Below are 16,686 nucleotides of genomic sequence, written 5' to 3'. Positions count from 1 at the left end.
TTATATAAAGATAGGAGTTTTTAAAAATGAGAAGTATTTTTACGGAAATTTATTTTCAATGCAAACCTTATTCATCAACATAAAAGAACTATTACAAATTAGAGAAGTAGGAATTGATAAAATTTCGGGATCAGATATGGCAATATTACCTAAAATTGATAATGCTTATCTTTTAATAGAAAACAATATTATTTCCAATTTTGGTCCGATGGAAAACTGTCCAAAACTTTCTGATGTTGAAATCATTGATGCCACTGGACAAGTGATTTTACCAACTTGGGTTGATAGTCATACTCACATTGTATACGCAGGAAACCGAATTCAAGAATTTGTAGATAGAATTAACGGTTTATCATACGAAGAAATTGCGAATCGTGGTGGCGGAATTTTAAATTCAGCTAAAAAACTAAACGAAACTTCAGAAGATGAAATTTATGAGCAATCGAAATTACGTTTAGAAGAAGTTATGCAACAAGGAACGGGTGCAGTAGAAATTAAATCGGGATACGGATTAACTGTTGAAGGCGAATTGAAAATGTTGCGCGTTATCAAACGTTTAAAAGAAAATTATCCAATTGCTATAAAAGCTACATTTCTTGGCGCTCATGCTTTTCCAATGGAATACAAAGAAAATCATTCGGCTTACATTGACTTGATTATCAACGAAATGTTACCAAAAATTGCTTCCGAAAACTTAGCTGATTATATTGATGCTTTCCTTGAAACAGGATATTTTTCAGTTGAAGAAACCATAAAAATCATGGAAGCTGGAAGAAAATATGGTTTAGAACCAAAAATTCATGTGAACCAATTCACCGCTATCGACGGAATTAAAGCTTGTGTAGAAAACGGAGCATTATCGGTTGATCATTTAGAAATCGTAACCGATGAAGACATTGAAGTGTTGAAAAACAGCAAAACAATGCCAGTTGCTTTACCAAGTTGTTCATATTTTATTAGCATTCCATACACACCTGCAAGAAAAATGATGAATGCAGGTTTACCATTAGCTTTGGCTACCGATTATAATCCTGGCACTACTCCATCAGGAAATATGAATTTTGTGGTGGCTACGGCATGCATCAAAATGAAAATGACTCCAGAAGAAGCTATCAATGCAGCAACTATCAACGGAGCTTATGCTATGGGAATTTCTGAATCTCACGGAAGTATCACAAAAGGAAAAAAAGCAAATCTCATCATCACAAAACCAATTATGAGTTTTTACCAATTGCCGTATGCTTTTGGAACGAATTTAATTGATAAAGTAATGATTGAAGGCAAATTTATTTAATATGATAAAAACTCTTTTACTTGTTGGATTTGGAGGCGCCATCGGAAGTATTTTTCGATATTTAACCCATTGGTTGACAACAAAATATTTTCAAGGTTCGTTTCCTTTAAGTACCTTTTTAGTGAATATTTTAGGAAGTTTACTTATTGGATTATTCATTGGTTACCTAGGAAAATATTTCCCAGAAAATCATCCTTTGAAATTTTTATTGATTGTTGGTTTTTGCGGAGGATTTACCACTTTTTCAAGTTTTGCATTAGAAAACTACAATTTACTTCAGAATAACAACCAAATTACAGCTTACATCTATATGGCAACTTCCATAATTTTAACCATTTCAGCTGTTGGATTAGGAAGTTACTTATCAAAATACATATAAAAAAAAGTCCAATGAAATTACTCTCATTGGACTTTTAAAATTTTATAAAACGATTATTTCAATTCGAAACTTGTTTTAGAAACTAATTCTGCATTTTTGTCAAATACATTTACAAAGTAAGTTCCTTTTGCAAAATCTTTTCCTGGTACTTCTTCATTTACCTGAACTGTTTTGTTTTCATATTTTACAGTTGAAATAAAGCTATACGTTAATGTTTTATCTCCAGCAGGAATTGTTTTCTTTTCGCCTAAAATATTGTTTTTACTATCAATAATTTGAACATAGTACTCTCTTGCTCCTGTTTTTGCAATTTGGTTTTCAGCAATTAAAAAACTTACTTTTAAAACATCAGCTCTACTTGCTTTGTCTGTTTCAATTTGTTTTCCAGAACTTCTTTGTTTAACAGCTAAAACTTTTAGGTTTAAAACGGCTAACTTAGAACCTTTTTCAACTGTTTTTGTTAAACTTTCATTTTGAGTTAACAAAGTATCGTTGAATTTTTTAGCATCTGATAAAACTACATTAGTACTATCTAAACTTGAAGTTAAAGCAACATTTTGTTCTTTTAAAATTTTGTTTTCAGCTACTAAATTATCCATTTCTCTTTTTAAACGGAAATATTCATTTTTGTACTTTGCCATTGCAGCTTCATCTCCTTTAGATTTTTCAACTTGCTCTAATAAAGCAACCATTTTAGCTTGTTCTGCTTGCAATTCTTCTTTTAATGCTGTATTATCAGCAATCATTGTGTCATATTCTGCAATTTTAGCTTTTAGTTCTTCTGACAAAGTATTTTTTTCAGCAGTTAATGTAGTTACCGTTTCTTTATTATCGGAAGATAATTTAAAAATATAACCGATACTTCCTAATAAAAGTAATGCTAAAACAACTATTGCAGCTTTTAATCCAGAATTGTTTGATTTGTTTTCCATGGGTTAGTTTTGATTGGGTTATTTATAAGTTTTTTCAAAAATACACTTTTTAAAGTATTTTCTAAATATTAAACGAATTTTATTTAAAAATAGTACTTTTGATTGCATTTAATAATTTTATGGAGAATATTACCCTTTTAAGCCAAAACGAATTAGCCAAAATAACCAACCACAGAAGTGGTGAAGTAAAATTTGGAGAAAAAATCATCACAATACCAAAAGATGCAGATATTGTTGATTTCATAACCAACAGTGAAGCTAAGTTTGTTCTTCTAGGAATCCCAGAAGACATAGGTGTTCGTGCAAATTTAGGACGTGCTGGAGCTGCTTCGGCATACGAAAGTGCTTTGCAGAGTTTAGCAAATATTCAACATAATAAATTTTGTAAAGGAAGTAATCTTATCGTTTTAGGACAGCTTAACGTTTCAAATGAAATGGAAAAAGCTCAAAACTTAAATATTTCTAATAAAGAAGACAGAAAAGAACTTTTTAAATTGGTAGAACAATTAGATGTAGAGGTTTCTCATATTATTCACCAAATTTGTTCTGCAGGAAAAATTCCTATCATTGTAGGTGGCGGACATAATAATGCATACGGAAACATCAAAGGTTTAGCTTTAGCTAAAGGAAAACCCGTAAATGCAGTAAATTTTGACGCTCATACCGATTTTAGAATTTTAGAAGGAAGACATTCTGGAAATGGATTCAGTTATGCTTTTGAAGACGGCTTTTTAAAGAAATATTTCGTTTTTGGATTACATGAAAACTTCGTTTCAAAAAGTGTTTTCAATACGTTGAAAGAATTGACTTCTAGAGTAAAATACGTTACCTATGAAGAAGTGGAAGTAAAACGAGAGAAAAACTTCGAAACTGAATTAGAAAACGCACTAAACTTTATTAAAAATGAACCTTTTGGCGTGGAATTAGATTTAGATGCAATTCCTAATATTCCTTCCAGTGCTATGACTTTGAGTGGTTTTAGTGTGGATAAAGCGCGTCATTTTACTTACTTTTTTGGAAAACATCAGAACGCTTCTTATTTTCATATTTGTGAAGGAGCTCCAGCTCTTGATGATTCAAAAAACAATCATTTAACCGGTAAATTAATAGCTTCTTTAATTACTGATTTTATGAAGGCAAAAGTTGGGTAAAACCAAATTCCTCAAAATAACACTATCTTTGTACCCTTATCAAACTTATTTGATAGGAAAATTTACTATTTATGACATTTAACGAATTAAAATTATTTAACAATATACAACAAGCTTTAGAAGAAGAAGGCTACACAAACCCTACTCCAATTCAAGAGCAAGCAATTCCTGAAATATTAGCAGGACAAGATTTAGTTGCATGCGCGCAAACCGGAACTGGAAAAACAGGTGCTTTCGCAATTCCAATTTTAAACTTGATTCATCGAATTGTAGGTTCGGCAAAAAAAGCAAAACATATTAGAACTTTAGTAGTTACGCCAACAAGAGAATTAGCTATTCAAATTGACGAAAGTTTTAAAACGTATGGAAAATATACCAATGTAAAATCATTAGTGATTTTTGGTGGAGTGAATCAAGTTCCACAAGTTAATGAACTAAAAATGGGAGTTGATGTTTTAATCGCAACTCCAGGAAGACTTTTAGATTTGCACAAACAAGGTTTTATCGATTTGAATCACATGCATCATTTGGTTTTAGACGAAGCCGATCAAATGTTGGATATGGGGTTTATTAATGATGTAAAAAAAATCATCAAATTAACTCCTGAAAATCGTCAAACGTTGTTGTTTTCGGCAACGATGCCTTTAGCGATTAGAGAATTAGCGGATACATTTTTAACAAGACCAAAATACATTTCGGTTACACCAATTTCGAGTACAGCAGAAAATGTGACACAAAAAGTATATTTCGTAAACAAAGACGAAAAACGTTTACTTTTAAAACAGTTAATTATTCAAGAAAGTTTGAGTAATGCTTTAGTGTTTACTAGAACCAAACACGGAGCCGACAACATTGTAAAAGTGTTGAAAAAAGCAAGCATAAAAGCTGAAGCTATTCACGGAGATAAATCGCAAAATGCACGTCAACGTGTTTTAGAGCAATTTAAAAATAAAGAAATCGATATCTTAGTTGCTACCGATATTGCAGCTAGAGGAATTGATATTGAGCAACTTCCATTTGTAATAAACTTTGATATTCCAAATATTTCGGAAACGTATGTTCACCGAATTGGTCGTACAGGTCGCGCTGGAAATTCTGGTTTAGCCATTTCATTTTGTGGAAAAGACGAAAAACCATACTGGCAGGATATTGAGAAATTAATTCGAATGAAAGTCAAAGTAATCACAGATCATCCATATGAATGGAAAGATGAAGTTAAAAATCCAGATGCAAAACCTGACTTAAGAAATAAAAATAAGATGAATCCCAATTCAAAATCAAGAAAGTCGGATGCTTCAAAGAAAAACAAAAAACGTTGGTACTAAGCCAACGTTTTTTTTATTTATCTACTAATCTTTTTATAGTTTCGAAAAGTTTATGACTTTCAAACGGTTTTACGATAACTTCATTAATTTGAGCGTCAATAATTTTATCTTCAATATCTTGCTTATCAAAAGCCGTTACAGCAATAATTGGAGTTTGAATTCCTTTTTGTCTAATTAATTTTGAGGTTTCAAATCCATTGATTAAAGGCATGTTAATATCCATCAAAATAGCATCAAAATGAGTTTTAGTCACAAGTTCTAAAGCTGCATAACCATCATCAACAATTTGACATTTAAAACGATTATTTTCCAAAAGTTTTTTAGTTACCACTTGATTAATTTTATTATCCTCTACCACTAAAATTTTATATTCTTTTCTTACCGAAAGATCAACATCTAAATTATCAATAATTGATTTTGCTTTCGAATCATCTGATTCTAGTGGCAAAGTAAAAGTAATGGTTGTTCCTTTTCCTTCTTCGCTTTCTAATTGAATGGTTCCATTAAACAATTCAACTAATTTTTTAACAATGGTTAATCCTAAGCCTGTTCCTTGATAATCGTCTTCTTTACGATATACTTGAACAAATTTCTCAAAAACTTTATTTTGATCTTCTTTTGCAATACCAATTCCGTTATCAATTACTTCAAATTTCAAATAACATTTTGTTCCTATTTTTTCAATCAGATGCGCTTTAACTAATACCTTTCCGTTTTCGGTAAATTTAAGAGAGTTACTCATCAAATTAATAAAAATTTGAGATAATCGAATTTTATCGCCAACCAAAACTTCTGGAATTGAATTATCAACTTCAATAAAAATTTGGTTGTTATTTTTAATCGCTAAAAAGTGAAGTGAATCTTTAATAACCGTTAATTCGTCATGGATATTAAAAACCATATCTTCAAGAACTACCTGATTTTCTTCAATTTTATAGACTTTTAAAATATCATTTACCAATGACAATAAATACTTAGCTGAAAATTTTAATGATTTTAAATGCGGACTGTTTTTTAATTCTTTGTGTTCGTCTAAAATGATATCTGTAATTCCAACAACTCCATAAAGAGGCGTTCTTAGTTCGTGACTAATAGTTGAAATGAATTGGGTTTTTAATTGAGATGCTTCTTCAGCTTTTTCTTTTGCAACTAATAATTCATTATTGGTTCGTTTTAATTCTTCATTAATTTTTGCTTTGAACTTGTTATTTCTAATTAAAGACAATAGCAACAACACCAAAATGAAGAAAATAATAGCTAAAAGAATAACGAAAACACGATTGGCCTGTAATTTTTCAGCTTGAATTTCTTTTTCTTTTTTAATTTGATCAATCTCTCTATTAATCTCGTCATGCTCAATTTGCAACCCTCCTATTTTAACATCACTTAATCGCTCTTCGTTATAAATTTTATCTTGTAATTCGTCATGTTTTAAGAGATAGAAGTGTGCTTTTTCAAAGTTTTTAATTTTATAGTAAAAATTTGAAATATCATTATAAACATCACTTGCGTTAGACTTGATTAACTCAATATCATTTTGTTCGCAAAAATGAACCGCTTTTAAATAATATTCTTCCGCTTTTTGATTGTTATTCAAGTGATTGTAGTATGCACCAAAATTTGAGTTTAATGATATTTTAGCTTCATTATCTCCTTCTTTGTCTACATAATCTTTAATTTCATTAAAATATTGAATTCCAGAACTAAAGTCTTCTACAGCAAAATAGGCACTTCCAATATTAAGTTTAGAAAACATAATTTCATATTCATCTTTATGTTGAATAGAATATTTTAAGCCTTCTTTATAATGTTTAATACCTTTTCGAAAATCGATTTTTCGGTAACAATAAAGGTTACCTAAATTGTTATTTAACCAACCTTTTACAGTGTCGTTATCAACTTTATTAGCTAAAATAAGTCCTTTAGAATAAAATTCTATTGCTTTTTTATAATCAGCAAATTCTTCGAAGTTTAAACCAATAATATTATAAGCCTTAGCAGCTAATAAATCGTTATCATTTTTTGTAGCAATAACTAGAGCTTTTTGAGCAAAATCGAGCGATTTTTTAGTTTCTAATTTTAAAAAACTTTGCCCCGCCTTTTTCAACAACTGTTTCGCCTCTTTATTAGATAAATCAGTATGCTGTGCTATTCCTGAAAGTGAGCAAAGCCAGAATACTAAAACTAAATAAAAATGCTTATACGTTATCATTTAAGTGCATTGAAAAGGAGTTACTAATGTAAAAAAAAATCCTGACTTAATCAGGATTTTTTAACAAATGTTTATCGTGTTAATTTTTTGTATTTAATACGAGTTGGCGTTACATCTTTTCCTAGACGTTTACGCTTGTTTTCCTCATATTCTGTAAAACTTCCTTCAAAGCTATACACTTGAGAATCACCTTCAAAAGCTAAAATGTGCGTACAAACTCTATCTAAAAACCATCTATCATGCGAAATAATTACAGCACAACCTGCAAAATTTTCCAAACCTTCTTCTAAAGCACGTAATGTATTCACATCTAGATCATTAGTAGGCTCATCTAAAAGTAATACGTTTCCTTCTTCTTTTAGCGTCATGGCTAAGTGCAATCTATTTCTTTCTCCTCCTGATAAAGTAGCTACTTTTTTATTTTGTTCACCACCACCAAAATTAAAACGAGATAAGTAGGCACGAGAATTTACTTGTCTTCCACCCATCATAATTAATTCTTGACCATCGCAGAAGTTTTCCCAAAGGGTTTTGTTTGGATCAATATTAGAGTGTGATTGATCAACATAGGCGATTTTAACCGTATCACCAATTTCAAATGTTCCTGAATCGGCTTGTTGTTCACCCATAATCATTTTGAATATTGTAGATTTACCAGCTCCGTTTGGTCCGATAATTCCAACAATTCCAGCTTGTGGTAAAACGAAATTTAAATCATCATATAGTAATTTATCTCCAAATGCTTTTGAAACATGTTTAGCTTCAATTACATTGGTTCCTAAACGAGGACCATTTGGAATGTAGATTTCTAATTTTTCGTCTAGTTCTTTTTGGTCTTCGTTTAATAATTTATCGTAATTCTGTAAACGTGCTTTTTGTTTGGTTTGACGCCCTTTTGCTCCTTGACGCACCCAATCCAACTCACGCTCTAAATTTTTTCTACGTTTTGACGCTACTTTTTCTTCTTGCGCCATACGGTTTGATTTTTGTTCTAACCAAGAAGAATAATTTCCTTTCCATGGAATTCCTTCTCCTCTATCTAACTCTAAAATCCAACCCGCAACATTATCTAAGAAATATCTATCGTGCGTTACAGCAATTACAGTTCCTGAATATTGTGCTAAATGTTGTTCTAACCAAAGTACCGATTCAGCATCAAGGTGATTCGTTGGCTCATCTAATAATAAGACATCTGGTTGTTGTAAAAGTAAACGACATAAAGCTACACGACGTTTTTCTCCACCCGATAAAACTGAAATTGGCGTATCTGCATCTGGTGTACGAAGCGCATCCATAGCGATTTCTAATTTAGTATCGATTTCCCAAGCACCACAAGCATCGATTTTATCTTGTAAAACCGCTTGACGCTCCATTAGTTTGTCCATTTTATCAGCATCTTCATATACTTCAGGCAAACCAAAATCGTCGTTAATTTTATTAAATTCTTCCAATAAAGCAAACGTTTCAGCCGCACCTTCACGAACAATATCGATTACCGTTTTAGTTTCATCCAAATAAGGCTCTTGTTCTAAATATCCAACTGTATAACCTGGTTGAAAAACCACATCTCCTTGGTAATTTTTATCAACTCCAGCAATAATTTTTAATAATGAAGATTTTCCCGAACCATTTAATCCAAGAATACCAATTTTTGCTCCGTAAAAGAAACTTAAATAAATATTTTTTAGTACTTGTTTATCTGCTCCTGGATAGGTTTTACTCAATTTTTGCATTGAGAAAATCACTTTCTTATCATCTGACATAATCGTATGTTTGTTTTATTAATTGTTAAAATGTATTGTAACTTGTTATACTCTTCCTTTTAATGCATTGAAAACCCAAGCGATGGCAAAGAAACCAACTCCAACAGCTGAAAATCCCCAACCTGCTACATCGGCATAACGATAGATTCCTAATCCGATTAAAAGTAATCCCATTAAAATCATAATGAAAGTTGCCCAAGCCAAAATTGTATTTTTATTCATTCCCATAATTAAGTATTTTTAACTAAAGTTTTGTAAAATTTAGGACTGCGAAGGTACAAATTTTAAAACTTTTTATGCTTTGTATTAATTGAAAATTTTAATCAACATTTCCTTCAATAAATCGTGTTGTGTCATAGAGGAAGCGCCTACTCCTTTACTTTTTACATCCGTATCTCGCAAAGCTGCAACAATAGCACTCACTTTTTTCATTGGATAATTTCGAAATGCTACTTCGTAATCTTTAACAAAATACGGACTCACTTTTAAAACTTTAGCCGCATTGAACTGCGATTTATCTTTTAATCCATGATATTGTAATAATTGTGAAAAGAAACCAAACACCAATCCCGTAGTAACCACCAACGGATTATCTTTTGGATTTTGCGAAAAATGATCGATGATTTTGTAGGCTTTCAGTTGGTCTTTTTCACCTATGGCTTTTCGTAACTCGAAGTTGTTATAATCTTTGCTAAAACCGATATTTTCTTCAATATCTTTTGGTGTAAACGTATGTCCTTTTGGAAGTATAATTTTTAGTTTTTCTAATTCATTATTGATTTTAGATAAATCCGTTCCTAAAAATTCTACTAAAATAGCAGCTGCCTTAGGTTCAATACTATAACCTTGTCCAGATAAAACACGCTTAATCCAATCGCCCACCTGATTTTCGTACATTTTTTTACTTTCGTAAACTACTCCGACTTTATCTAAAAGTTTGGTGATTTTTTTACGCTTGTCTAACGTTTTGTATTTGTATGCAAAAACTAAAACGGTTGTTGGTTGTGGATTTTCGGCATAAGCTTCTAATTTATCAATAGTTCTTGATAATTCTTGAGCTTCTCTAACCACCACTACTTGTCGGTCAGCCATCATTGGATAACGTTTTGCATTTCCAACCACATCTTCCATAGAAACATCACGACCGTATAAAATCGTTTGATTGAAATCGCGTTCGTGTTCTTGCAAGATATTTTGCTCAATAAATTCAGTTAATTTATCAATATAATAAGGTTCATCGCCCATAAAAAAGTAAATGGGTTTGATGTTTCCGGCTTTTATATCTTTTGTAATTTGAATTACTTCATCCATAATTTAGTATTCAGTGGTCAGTAAATAGTTGGCAGTTTGTAATATTTAACTAATTTTGAACTATGCAAAAATTGAATTTTCCAACGTATTCCTTTCGGTTCAAAAATAGTGAAAATAAAGTGTCTATTTTTGATGAAATTAGAAAAAAATTTATTCTTCTTACACCAGAAGAATGGGTACGTCAACACGTAATTCATTTTTTGTTACAGGATAAAAATTATCCAAAATCCTATATAAACGTTGAGAAATTAATCAAAATTAACGATTTAAGCAAACGATATGATGGTGTTGTTTTTCAACCTAATGGTGAAATATTTTTATTAATTGAGTGCAAAGCTCCAGAAGTTCCCATTTCCCAACAAACGTTTGATCAAATTGCGCGTTATAATTTAGTTTTGAAAGCTAAATATTTAATGGTTACCAACGGACTAAATCATTATTTTTGCCAAATGGATTTTGAAAATGAGAAATATGTTTTCTTGAAAGAACTTCCAGAATATAAATGATGAAAGCTGGATGATGAAAGAATTTATTCTTTGAAACTCCAAATAACCTGAAACTTGAAACCTGAAACAAAAAATCACTTGAAAAAAATAGCAGTAGTCATATTAAATTGGAATGGAGCCAAATTGTTAGAACAGTTTTTGCCTTCAGTAATTGCTTTTTCAGATGAAGCTACGATTTATGTTGCTGATAATGCTTCTACTGACACTTCTATTGAAGTGATTCAAAACCAATTTCCTTCGGTTAAAATCATTCAAAATACAGGTAATTTTGGCTTTGCAAAAGGTTATAATGAAGCATTAAAATTTGTTGAAGAAGAATATTACGCTTTAGTAAATTCGGATATTGAAGTTACCGAAAATTGGTTGGCCCCTATTTTAGAAATTTTTGAAAATCAAGCTGAAACTGCAATCATACAACCTAAATTATTAGACTTCAAAAAGAAAACGCATTTTGAATATGCTGGTGGTGCTGGTGGTTTTATTGATAAATTTGGTTATCCGTTTTGCCGTGGAAGAATTTTCGATACGGTTGAAGAAGATAATAATCAATACGATGATGAAATCGAAATCTTTTGGGCAACCGGAGCTTGTTTCTTTATCCGAAAAGATGTTTATCGCAAATTAAATGGTTTTGATGATGATTTCTTTGCCCACCAAGAAGAGATTGATTTGTGTTGGAGAGCTTTTAATTTGGGCTATAAAATAAAATACACTTCAAAATCAATAGTGTATCACGTTGGTGGTGCGACGTTAAACGAAGGAAATCCAAGAAAAACCTTTTTGAATTTCAGAAATTCATTGTTGATGTTAACTAAGAATTTACCGAAAAATAAATTGTTCCCCATCATTTTTATGCGATTGTGTTTAGATGGATTGGCGGGAATTCAATTTATTTTGAAAGGAAAATTCAAACATTGTTTTGCTATTATTCAGGCACATTTTGCTTTTTATGGTGTTGTAAATCAATTTTATAAAAAACGAGGTGTAATTCAAAAATCAAATTACTATAAAATAAACAGCATCGTTTATCGTTACTTTATCAAGAATGGCAAGGTCTTTGCTGACCTTTTTTAACAATAGTTTAGGTTTAAAAAAGCTATTTTTTAACAATTTCCATTTAATTTTGTAAAAAAATAATTATCGTATGGGAAGAGTAATGTTATTCGCCACAGTAGCTGCTATTTCATTAAGTTCTTGTGTTTCAAAAAAGAAATACACGGAATTAGAAGCTAAAAACAAAGAAATTCAAGATTTATTAAACACAGCAACCGTAAAATTAAATACGTGTTTGACTGAAAGAGAAGCTTTAGCACAACAAGTTGACTTCTTAAAGAAAAACAATACCGATTTAATTAACAACATGGGAAATTTAACAACGTTAACTACCAAAGGTGCTGAAAATCTGGAAAAATCTTTAGAAAGTTTAAAAGAGAAAGATTTAAAAATCACACGTTTACAAGACGCTTTAACTAAAAAAGACAGTGTAACATTGGCTTTAGTTACAAGTTTAAAACGCGAAGTAGGAATCGATGATCCGGACATTAACATCAATGTTGAAAAAGGAGTCGTGATGATTTCGATTGCTGATAATTTATTATTCAAATCAGGAAGTTACGAAGTAAGTGATAAAGCAAAAGGTGTTTTAGCTAAAGTGGCTAAAGTAATCAATAGCAAACCAGACTTCGAATGTATGGTTGAAGGTCACACCGATAATGTGCCAATCAAAAATGCCGTTTTATTAGACAACTGGGATTTATCGGTAAAAAGAGCAACATCAATCGTAAGAGTTTTACATAAAGATTTAGGCGTTAGTCCAAAACAATTAATTCCAGCTGGAAGAAGCTCTTATATTCCTTTAGTGGAAAACGATTCTCCTGCTAACAGAGCAAAAAACAGAAGAACTCGTATTATCATTATGCCAAAAATTGACCAATTCTACGATATGTTAGAAAAGGAAATGAAAAACTTAGAAGGGAAATAATTTACCTTTAAAATATAAAAAAAACGCCTCAAGTGATTGAGGCGTTTTTTTTATATTACATCCAAACTTCCTTTTCCTTCACGAATGACTTCAGGTTCATGTCCTGTTAAATCAATGATTGTTGAAGCTACATTGTCTCCGTAACCACCATCGATAACCAAATCTACTTTGTTATTCCATTTTTCGAAGATTAGTTCTGGGTCGGTTGAATATTCAATTACCTCATCTTCATCATGGATGGATGTGGAAACAATAGGATTTCCAAGCATTTCTACAATTTGCAATGCAATATTATTAGCTGGAACACGAATTCCGACTGTTTTTTTCTTTCTGAATTCTTTTGGTAAATCGTTATTTCCTGGTAAAATAAACGTGTATGGTCCAGGCAAAGCGCGTTTTAAAATTTTAAAAGTCGAAGTATCAATTTGTTTCACATAATCAGAAAGATTACTCAAACTCGAACAAACGAAAGAGAAATTCGCTTTTTCCAACTTAATTCCTTTGATTTTAGCTAATTTTTCAAGCGCACGAGAATTGGTAATATCACAACCTAAACCATAAACCGTATCGGTTGGATAAATGACTAAACCTCCATTTTTTAAAACCTCAACCACTTTTTTAATTGCGGCTTCACTTGGTTTGTCTTCGTATATTTTTATGAATTCTGACATCTTAATTTTTGTTTAAAGTTAATTTTGTTTCAGGTTTCAAGTTAACAAGAAGAACTTGAAACCTGAAACTTGAAACTTTTTTACCCAATCACTTCCAACTTCGCAAAACGCAACAACAACTTCTTCAAACCACCTACATCAAAGCGAATTTCTGCTTTTTTGTCCGCTCCTATTCCTTCAATGTTTACGATTTGTCCTTTTCCAAAACGTTCGTGCATTACGATATTTCCAACATTTAAATTCGCATCGACAACATTAGAACTTCCTGAATTGCTTGAAACAGGTTTTAATCGTCTAATATTTGCTGTTGGACTTGGTTGGTCTTGTGTTAAATATTTTGGTGGTGTTCCTGCGGTTGGCTTTGCTAATCGTAATTTTGATTTATCAATATCGCCAAAAACATCAATATCCATAACCGGTTTGTAACGATAACCTGAATCTACTGGATTCAAATATTCTAAATATTGGTCGTTGATTTCTTCAATAAAACGCGAAGGTTCACTATCTACTAATTTTCCCCAACGGTAACGCGATTGCGCATACGTCAAATACGCTTGATGTTCGGCACGAGTTAAGGCTACGTAGAATAAACGACGCTCTTCTTCTAATTCGCTACGAGTATTCAAACTCATCGCACTTGGAAACAAGTCTTCTTCTAATCCCACAATAAACACGTGCGGAAACTCTAATCCTTTTGCCAAGTGAATCGTCATTAAAGCTACTCTATCGTCATCGCCAGTATCTTTATCTAAATCGGTGGCTAAAGCTACGTCTTCTAAAAATTCAGCTAACGCGCCTCTTGCTCCGTCAATTTCTTTTTGACCTTCAGTGAAATCTTTGATACCGTTTAGAAGTTCTTCTATATTTTCAATCTTCGCAATTCCTTCTGGAGTTCCGTCTTTTTTGAGTTCTTGAACTAATCCAGTTTTCTTAGTTACATGATCAGTTAAGAAAAATGCATCTTGATTTTCATTGATAACTTGGAAACTCTTAATCATCGTCACAAAATCATTCAATTTTGCTTTTGTTCCTGCGTTTAGTTTCAAATCGATTTTATCAATGTGTTCCATCACTTCAAAAATAGAACGCTTGTAATGATTGGCCGCAACTGTTAATTTTTCAACCGTCGTATCACCAATTCCTCTTGCTGGATAATTAATGACACGAACTAAGGCTTCTTCATCTTTTGGATTAATCACCAAACGCAAATACGCTAAAACATCTTTAATTTCCTTACGTTGATAAAACGACAAACCACCGTAAATTCGGTACGGAATATCGCGTTTACGCAACGCATCTTCCATAGCTCGAGATTGCGCATTCGTTCGATACAAAATAGCAAATTGTCCGTTTAACATTTGGTTTTGCATCTTCTGATCGAAAATAGTTGCTGCTACAAAACGACCTTCTTCACCATCGGTTAAACTTCGGTGGACTTTTATTTTTGGTCCGTCATCGTTGGATGTCCAAACGATTTTATCTAACTTGGTTTTATTCTTATCGATTACGTTATTCGCAGCTTCTACGATGTTTTTAGACGAACGATAATTTTGCTCCAAACGGTACAATTGTACGTTTTCGTAATCTTTCTGGAAATTCAAAATATTATTGATATTCGCTCCACGGAAAGCATAAATACTTTGCGCATCATCGCCCACCACACAAATATTCTGAAATCTATCCGACAACGCACGAACAATCAAATACTGTGAATGATTCGTATCTTGGTACTCATCTACTAAAATGTATCGAAATCTATCTTGATATTTCGCTAACACATCTGGAAAACGATTCAATAATTCATTGGTTTTCAATAACAAATCATCAAAATCCATCGCACCCGATTTAAAGCAACGTTCTACATATTGTTGATAAATTTCCCCCATGCGTGGTTTTTTGCTCATCGCATCGGCTTCTTGTAATTCGGGATTATTGAAATATGCTTTTACTGTGATTAACGAGTTTTTATAGGATGAAATTCTCCCTAAGATTTGCTTTGGTTTGTAAATATCTTTATCCAACTGCATTTCTTTGATGATTCCGCCTAAGCAACGTAAAGAATCTTGAGAATCGTAAATTGTGAAATTAGACGGATAACCTAATTTATCGGCTTCACTTCTTAAAATCTTAGCAAAAACCGAGTGAAAAGTTCCCATCCAAAGGTTTTTAGCTTCATTATTTCCAACAATATCTGCAATACGTTTTTTCATTTCACGTGCGGCTTTGTTGGTAAAAGTTAAGGCCAAAATATTAAATGCATCTACCCCTTGACTCATCAAGTTAGCTATACGAACGGTTAACACACGTGTTTTACCAGAACCAGCGCCTGCAATTACAATCATGGGACCGTCTTTCTGCAAAACAGGTGCTTGCTGTGCTTCGTTTAATTGGCTGATATATCGCTGCATTTCTTTCATAGGATTCGATAACTTTTAACTAATTTACAAAAATACATCATGAAAAGGGTTAATACAAGTTTTTAAAAAATTTAGATGATGGATGTCGGATGATGGATGATGGGTGAAGGCGTTTAGAAATTTGAATTTGATTTTTGAAATTGAATTTGATATTTGATAATTTTAATCTTAATTTGCGATGAAATTAAACCAACTTAAAAATGACAATCGAAGATAAATTATTAGAAATTGCTGCTTACACTTTACCTGCTTTTATTACGGGTGGTGTAGCTTTTGTAATGATGCAAAAATTTTATAATAGCGAAGAAAGCAAACGCAAATTTGAATTACTAAGAGAAAATCAAAAACAAGCATTACCAATTCGTTTGCAAGCGTATGAGCGAATGGTTTTATTGTTGGAACGAATCAATCCAACACAATTACTAATTCGTGTGGCACCAACAGGAAAAAGTAAAGATGATTATGCAACTTTATTATCGCACCACATTCAAACTGAATTTGAGCATAATTTGACGCAACAAATTTATTTAACAGCAGAAACTTGGGATATCATATTGAAAGCTAAAAATAGTACGGTTCAAATGATTCGAAAAAATGCACTTCGCGATGATGTAGCTGATGCAGATAAACTAAGAGAAGCCATTATGATTGAGTTAACCGAAACCGAAGCGCCAAGTAATATTGCAATTAGCTATTTGAAAGAAGAATTGAAAAGAGTTTTTTAAATACAAATCCCGAGTTGAA

The 16,686-nt window shown here is 31.9% G+C and carries 15 protein-coding genes; 8 read left to right on the top strand and 7 right to left on the bottom strand.

The features are described from left to right. Window positions 1–58 precede the first annotated feature (58 nt). Window positions 59–1,294: an imidazolonepropionase gene (gene hutI, locus B0I03_RS09340; RefSeq protein ID WP_111567284.1), complete on the top strand. Its 1,236-nt coding sequence runs from the start codon at window positions 59–61 to the stop codon at window positions 1,292–1,294. Window position 1,295: 1 nt separating this feature from the next. After that, a complete protein-coding gene (crcB, locus tag B0I03_RS09335; protein ID WP_111567283.1) occupies window positions 1,296–1,673 on the top strand; it encodes a fluoride efflux transporter CrcB in 378 nt (125 codons plus the stop codon). 53 nt (window positions 1,674–1,726) lie between these two features. Here the strand turns inward: crcB and B0I03_RS09330 are convergent, their stop codons facing one another. Then, window positions 1,727–2,605, bottom strand: a complete 879-nt coding sequence (locus tag B0I03_RS09330; RefSeq protein WP_111567169.1) for a hypothetical protein — start codon at window positions 2,603–2,605, stop codon at window positions 1,727–1,729. A gap of 119 nt (window positions 2,606–2,724) precedes the next feature. Here B0I03_RS09330 and B0I03_RS09325 point away from each other — a divergent pair, with 119 nt between their 5' ends. Next, a complete protein-coding gene (locus tag B0I03_RS09325; protein ID WP_111567168.1) occupies window positions 2,725–3,756 on the top strand; it encodes a formimidoylglutamase in 1,032 nt (343 codons plus the stop codon). A 71-nt stretch (window positions 3,757–3,827) separates the two neighbouring features. Beyond that, window positions 3,828–5,081: a DEAD/DEAH box helicase gene (locus B0I03_RS09320; RefSeq protein ID WP_111567167.1), complete on the top strand. Its 1,254-nt coding sequence runs from the start codon at window positions 3,828–3,830 to the stop codon at window positions 5,079–5,081. A gap of 13 nt (window positions 5,082–5,094) precedes the next feature. Here B0I03_RS09320 and B0I03_RS09315 read toward each other — a convergent pair whose 3' ends face one another. From B0I03_RS09315 to holA, 4 genes are all read right to left on the bottom strand, one after another. After that, window positions 5,095–7,293 (bottom strand): ATP-binding response regulator, encoded by a 2,199-nt coding sequence (locus tag B0I03_RS09315; protein WP_111567166.1) that lies wholly within the window; start codon window positions 7,291–7,293, stop codon window positions 5,095–5,097. 71 nt (window positions 7,294–7,364) lie between these two features. Further along, window positions 7,365–9,056 (bottom strand): energy-dependent translational throttle protein EttA, encoded by a 1,692-nt coding sequence (ettA, locus tag B0I03_RS09310; protein ID WP_111567165.1) that lies wholly within the window; start codon window positions 9,054–9,056, stop codon window positions 7,365–7,367. A gap of 45 nt (window positions 9,057–9,101) precedes the next feature. Further along, window positions 9,102–9,284: a CAL67264 family membrane protein gene (locus tag B0I03_RS09305; protein WP_026725732.1), complete on the bottom strand. Its 183-nt coding sequence runs from the start codon at window positions 9,282–9,284 to the stop codon at window positions 9,102–9,104. Between the two features lie 78 nt (window positions 9,285–9,362). Next, window positions 9,363–10,367 carry a DNA polymerase III subunit delta gene (holA, locus tag B0I03_RS09300; RefSeq protein WP_111567164.1) on the bottom strand — a complete coding sequence of 335 codons (1,005 nt, stop codon included), beginning with the start codon at window positions 10,365–10,367 and terminating at the stop codon, window positions 9,363–9,365. Window positions 10,368–10,429: 62 nt separating this feature from the next. Between holA and B0I03_RS09295 the strand changes: the two genes are divergently transcribed. From B0I03_RS09295 to B0I03_RS09285, 3 genes are all read left to right on the top strand, one after another. Next, window positions 10,430–10,873: a type I restriction enzyme HsdR N-terminal domain-containing protein gene (locus B0I03_RS09295; RefSeq protein WP_111567163.1), complete on the top strand. Its 444-nt coding sequence runs from the start codon at window positions 10,430–10,432 to the stop codon at window positions 10,871–10,873. 78 nt (window positions 10,874–10,951) lie between these two features. After that, window positions 10,952–11,947, top strand: a complete 996-nt coding sequence (locus B0I03_RS09290; protein ID WP_111567282.1) for a glycosyltransferase family 2 protein — start codon at window positions 10,952–10,954, stop codon at window positions 11,945–11,947. Window positions 11,948–12,017: 70 nt separating this feature from the next. Beyond that, entirely contained in the window at window positions 12,018–12,854 is an 837-nt protein-coding gene (locus B0I03_RS09285) for an OmpA/MotB family protein (RefSeq protein ID WP_111567162.1), read from the top strand. A 50-nt stretch (window positions 12,855–12,904) separates the two neighbouring features. Here B0I03_RS09285 and B0I03_RS09280 read toward each other — a convergent pair whose 3' ends face one another. Beyond that, window positions 12,905–13,525, bottom strand: coding sequence for an L-threonylcarbamoyladenylate synthase (locus B0I03_RS09280; protein ID WP_111567161.1), 621 nt, complete (start codon window positions 13,523–13,525; stop codon window positions 12,905–12,907). Between the two features lie 80 nt (window positions 13,526–13,605). Further along, complete coding sequence (locus B0I03_RS09275) at window positions 13,606–15,933, bottom strand: ATP-dependent helicase (protein WP_111567281.1); 2,328 nt, start codon at window positions 15,931–15,933, stop codon at window positions 13,606–13,608. A 209-nt stretch (window positions 15,934–16,142) separates the two neighbouring features. Here B0I03_RS09275 and B0I03_RS09270 point away from each other — a divergent pair, with 209 nt between their 5' ends. After that, on the top strand, window positions 16,143–16,667 hold the full coding sequence (locus B0I03_RS09270) for a DUF7935 family protein (RefSeq protein ID WP_111567160.1): 525 nt from the start codon (window positions 16,143–16,145) through the stop codon (window positions 16,665–16,667). The last annotated feature ends 19 nt before the right edge of the window (window positions 16,668–16,686 follow it).

Source organism: Flavobacterium aquaticum (assembly GCF_003259835.1).
GTDB lineage: Bacteria > Bacteroidota > Bacteroidia > Flavobacteriales > Flavobacteriaceae > Flavobacterium > Flavobacterium aquaticum.
The sequence above is the reverse complement of the archived record's forward strand: the minus strand, read 5'-3'. Positions and strand labels throughout refer to the sequence as shown.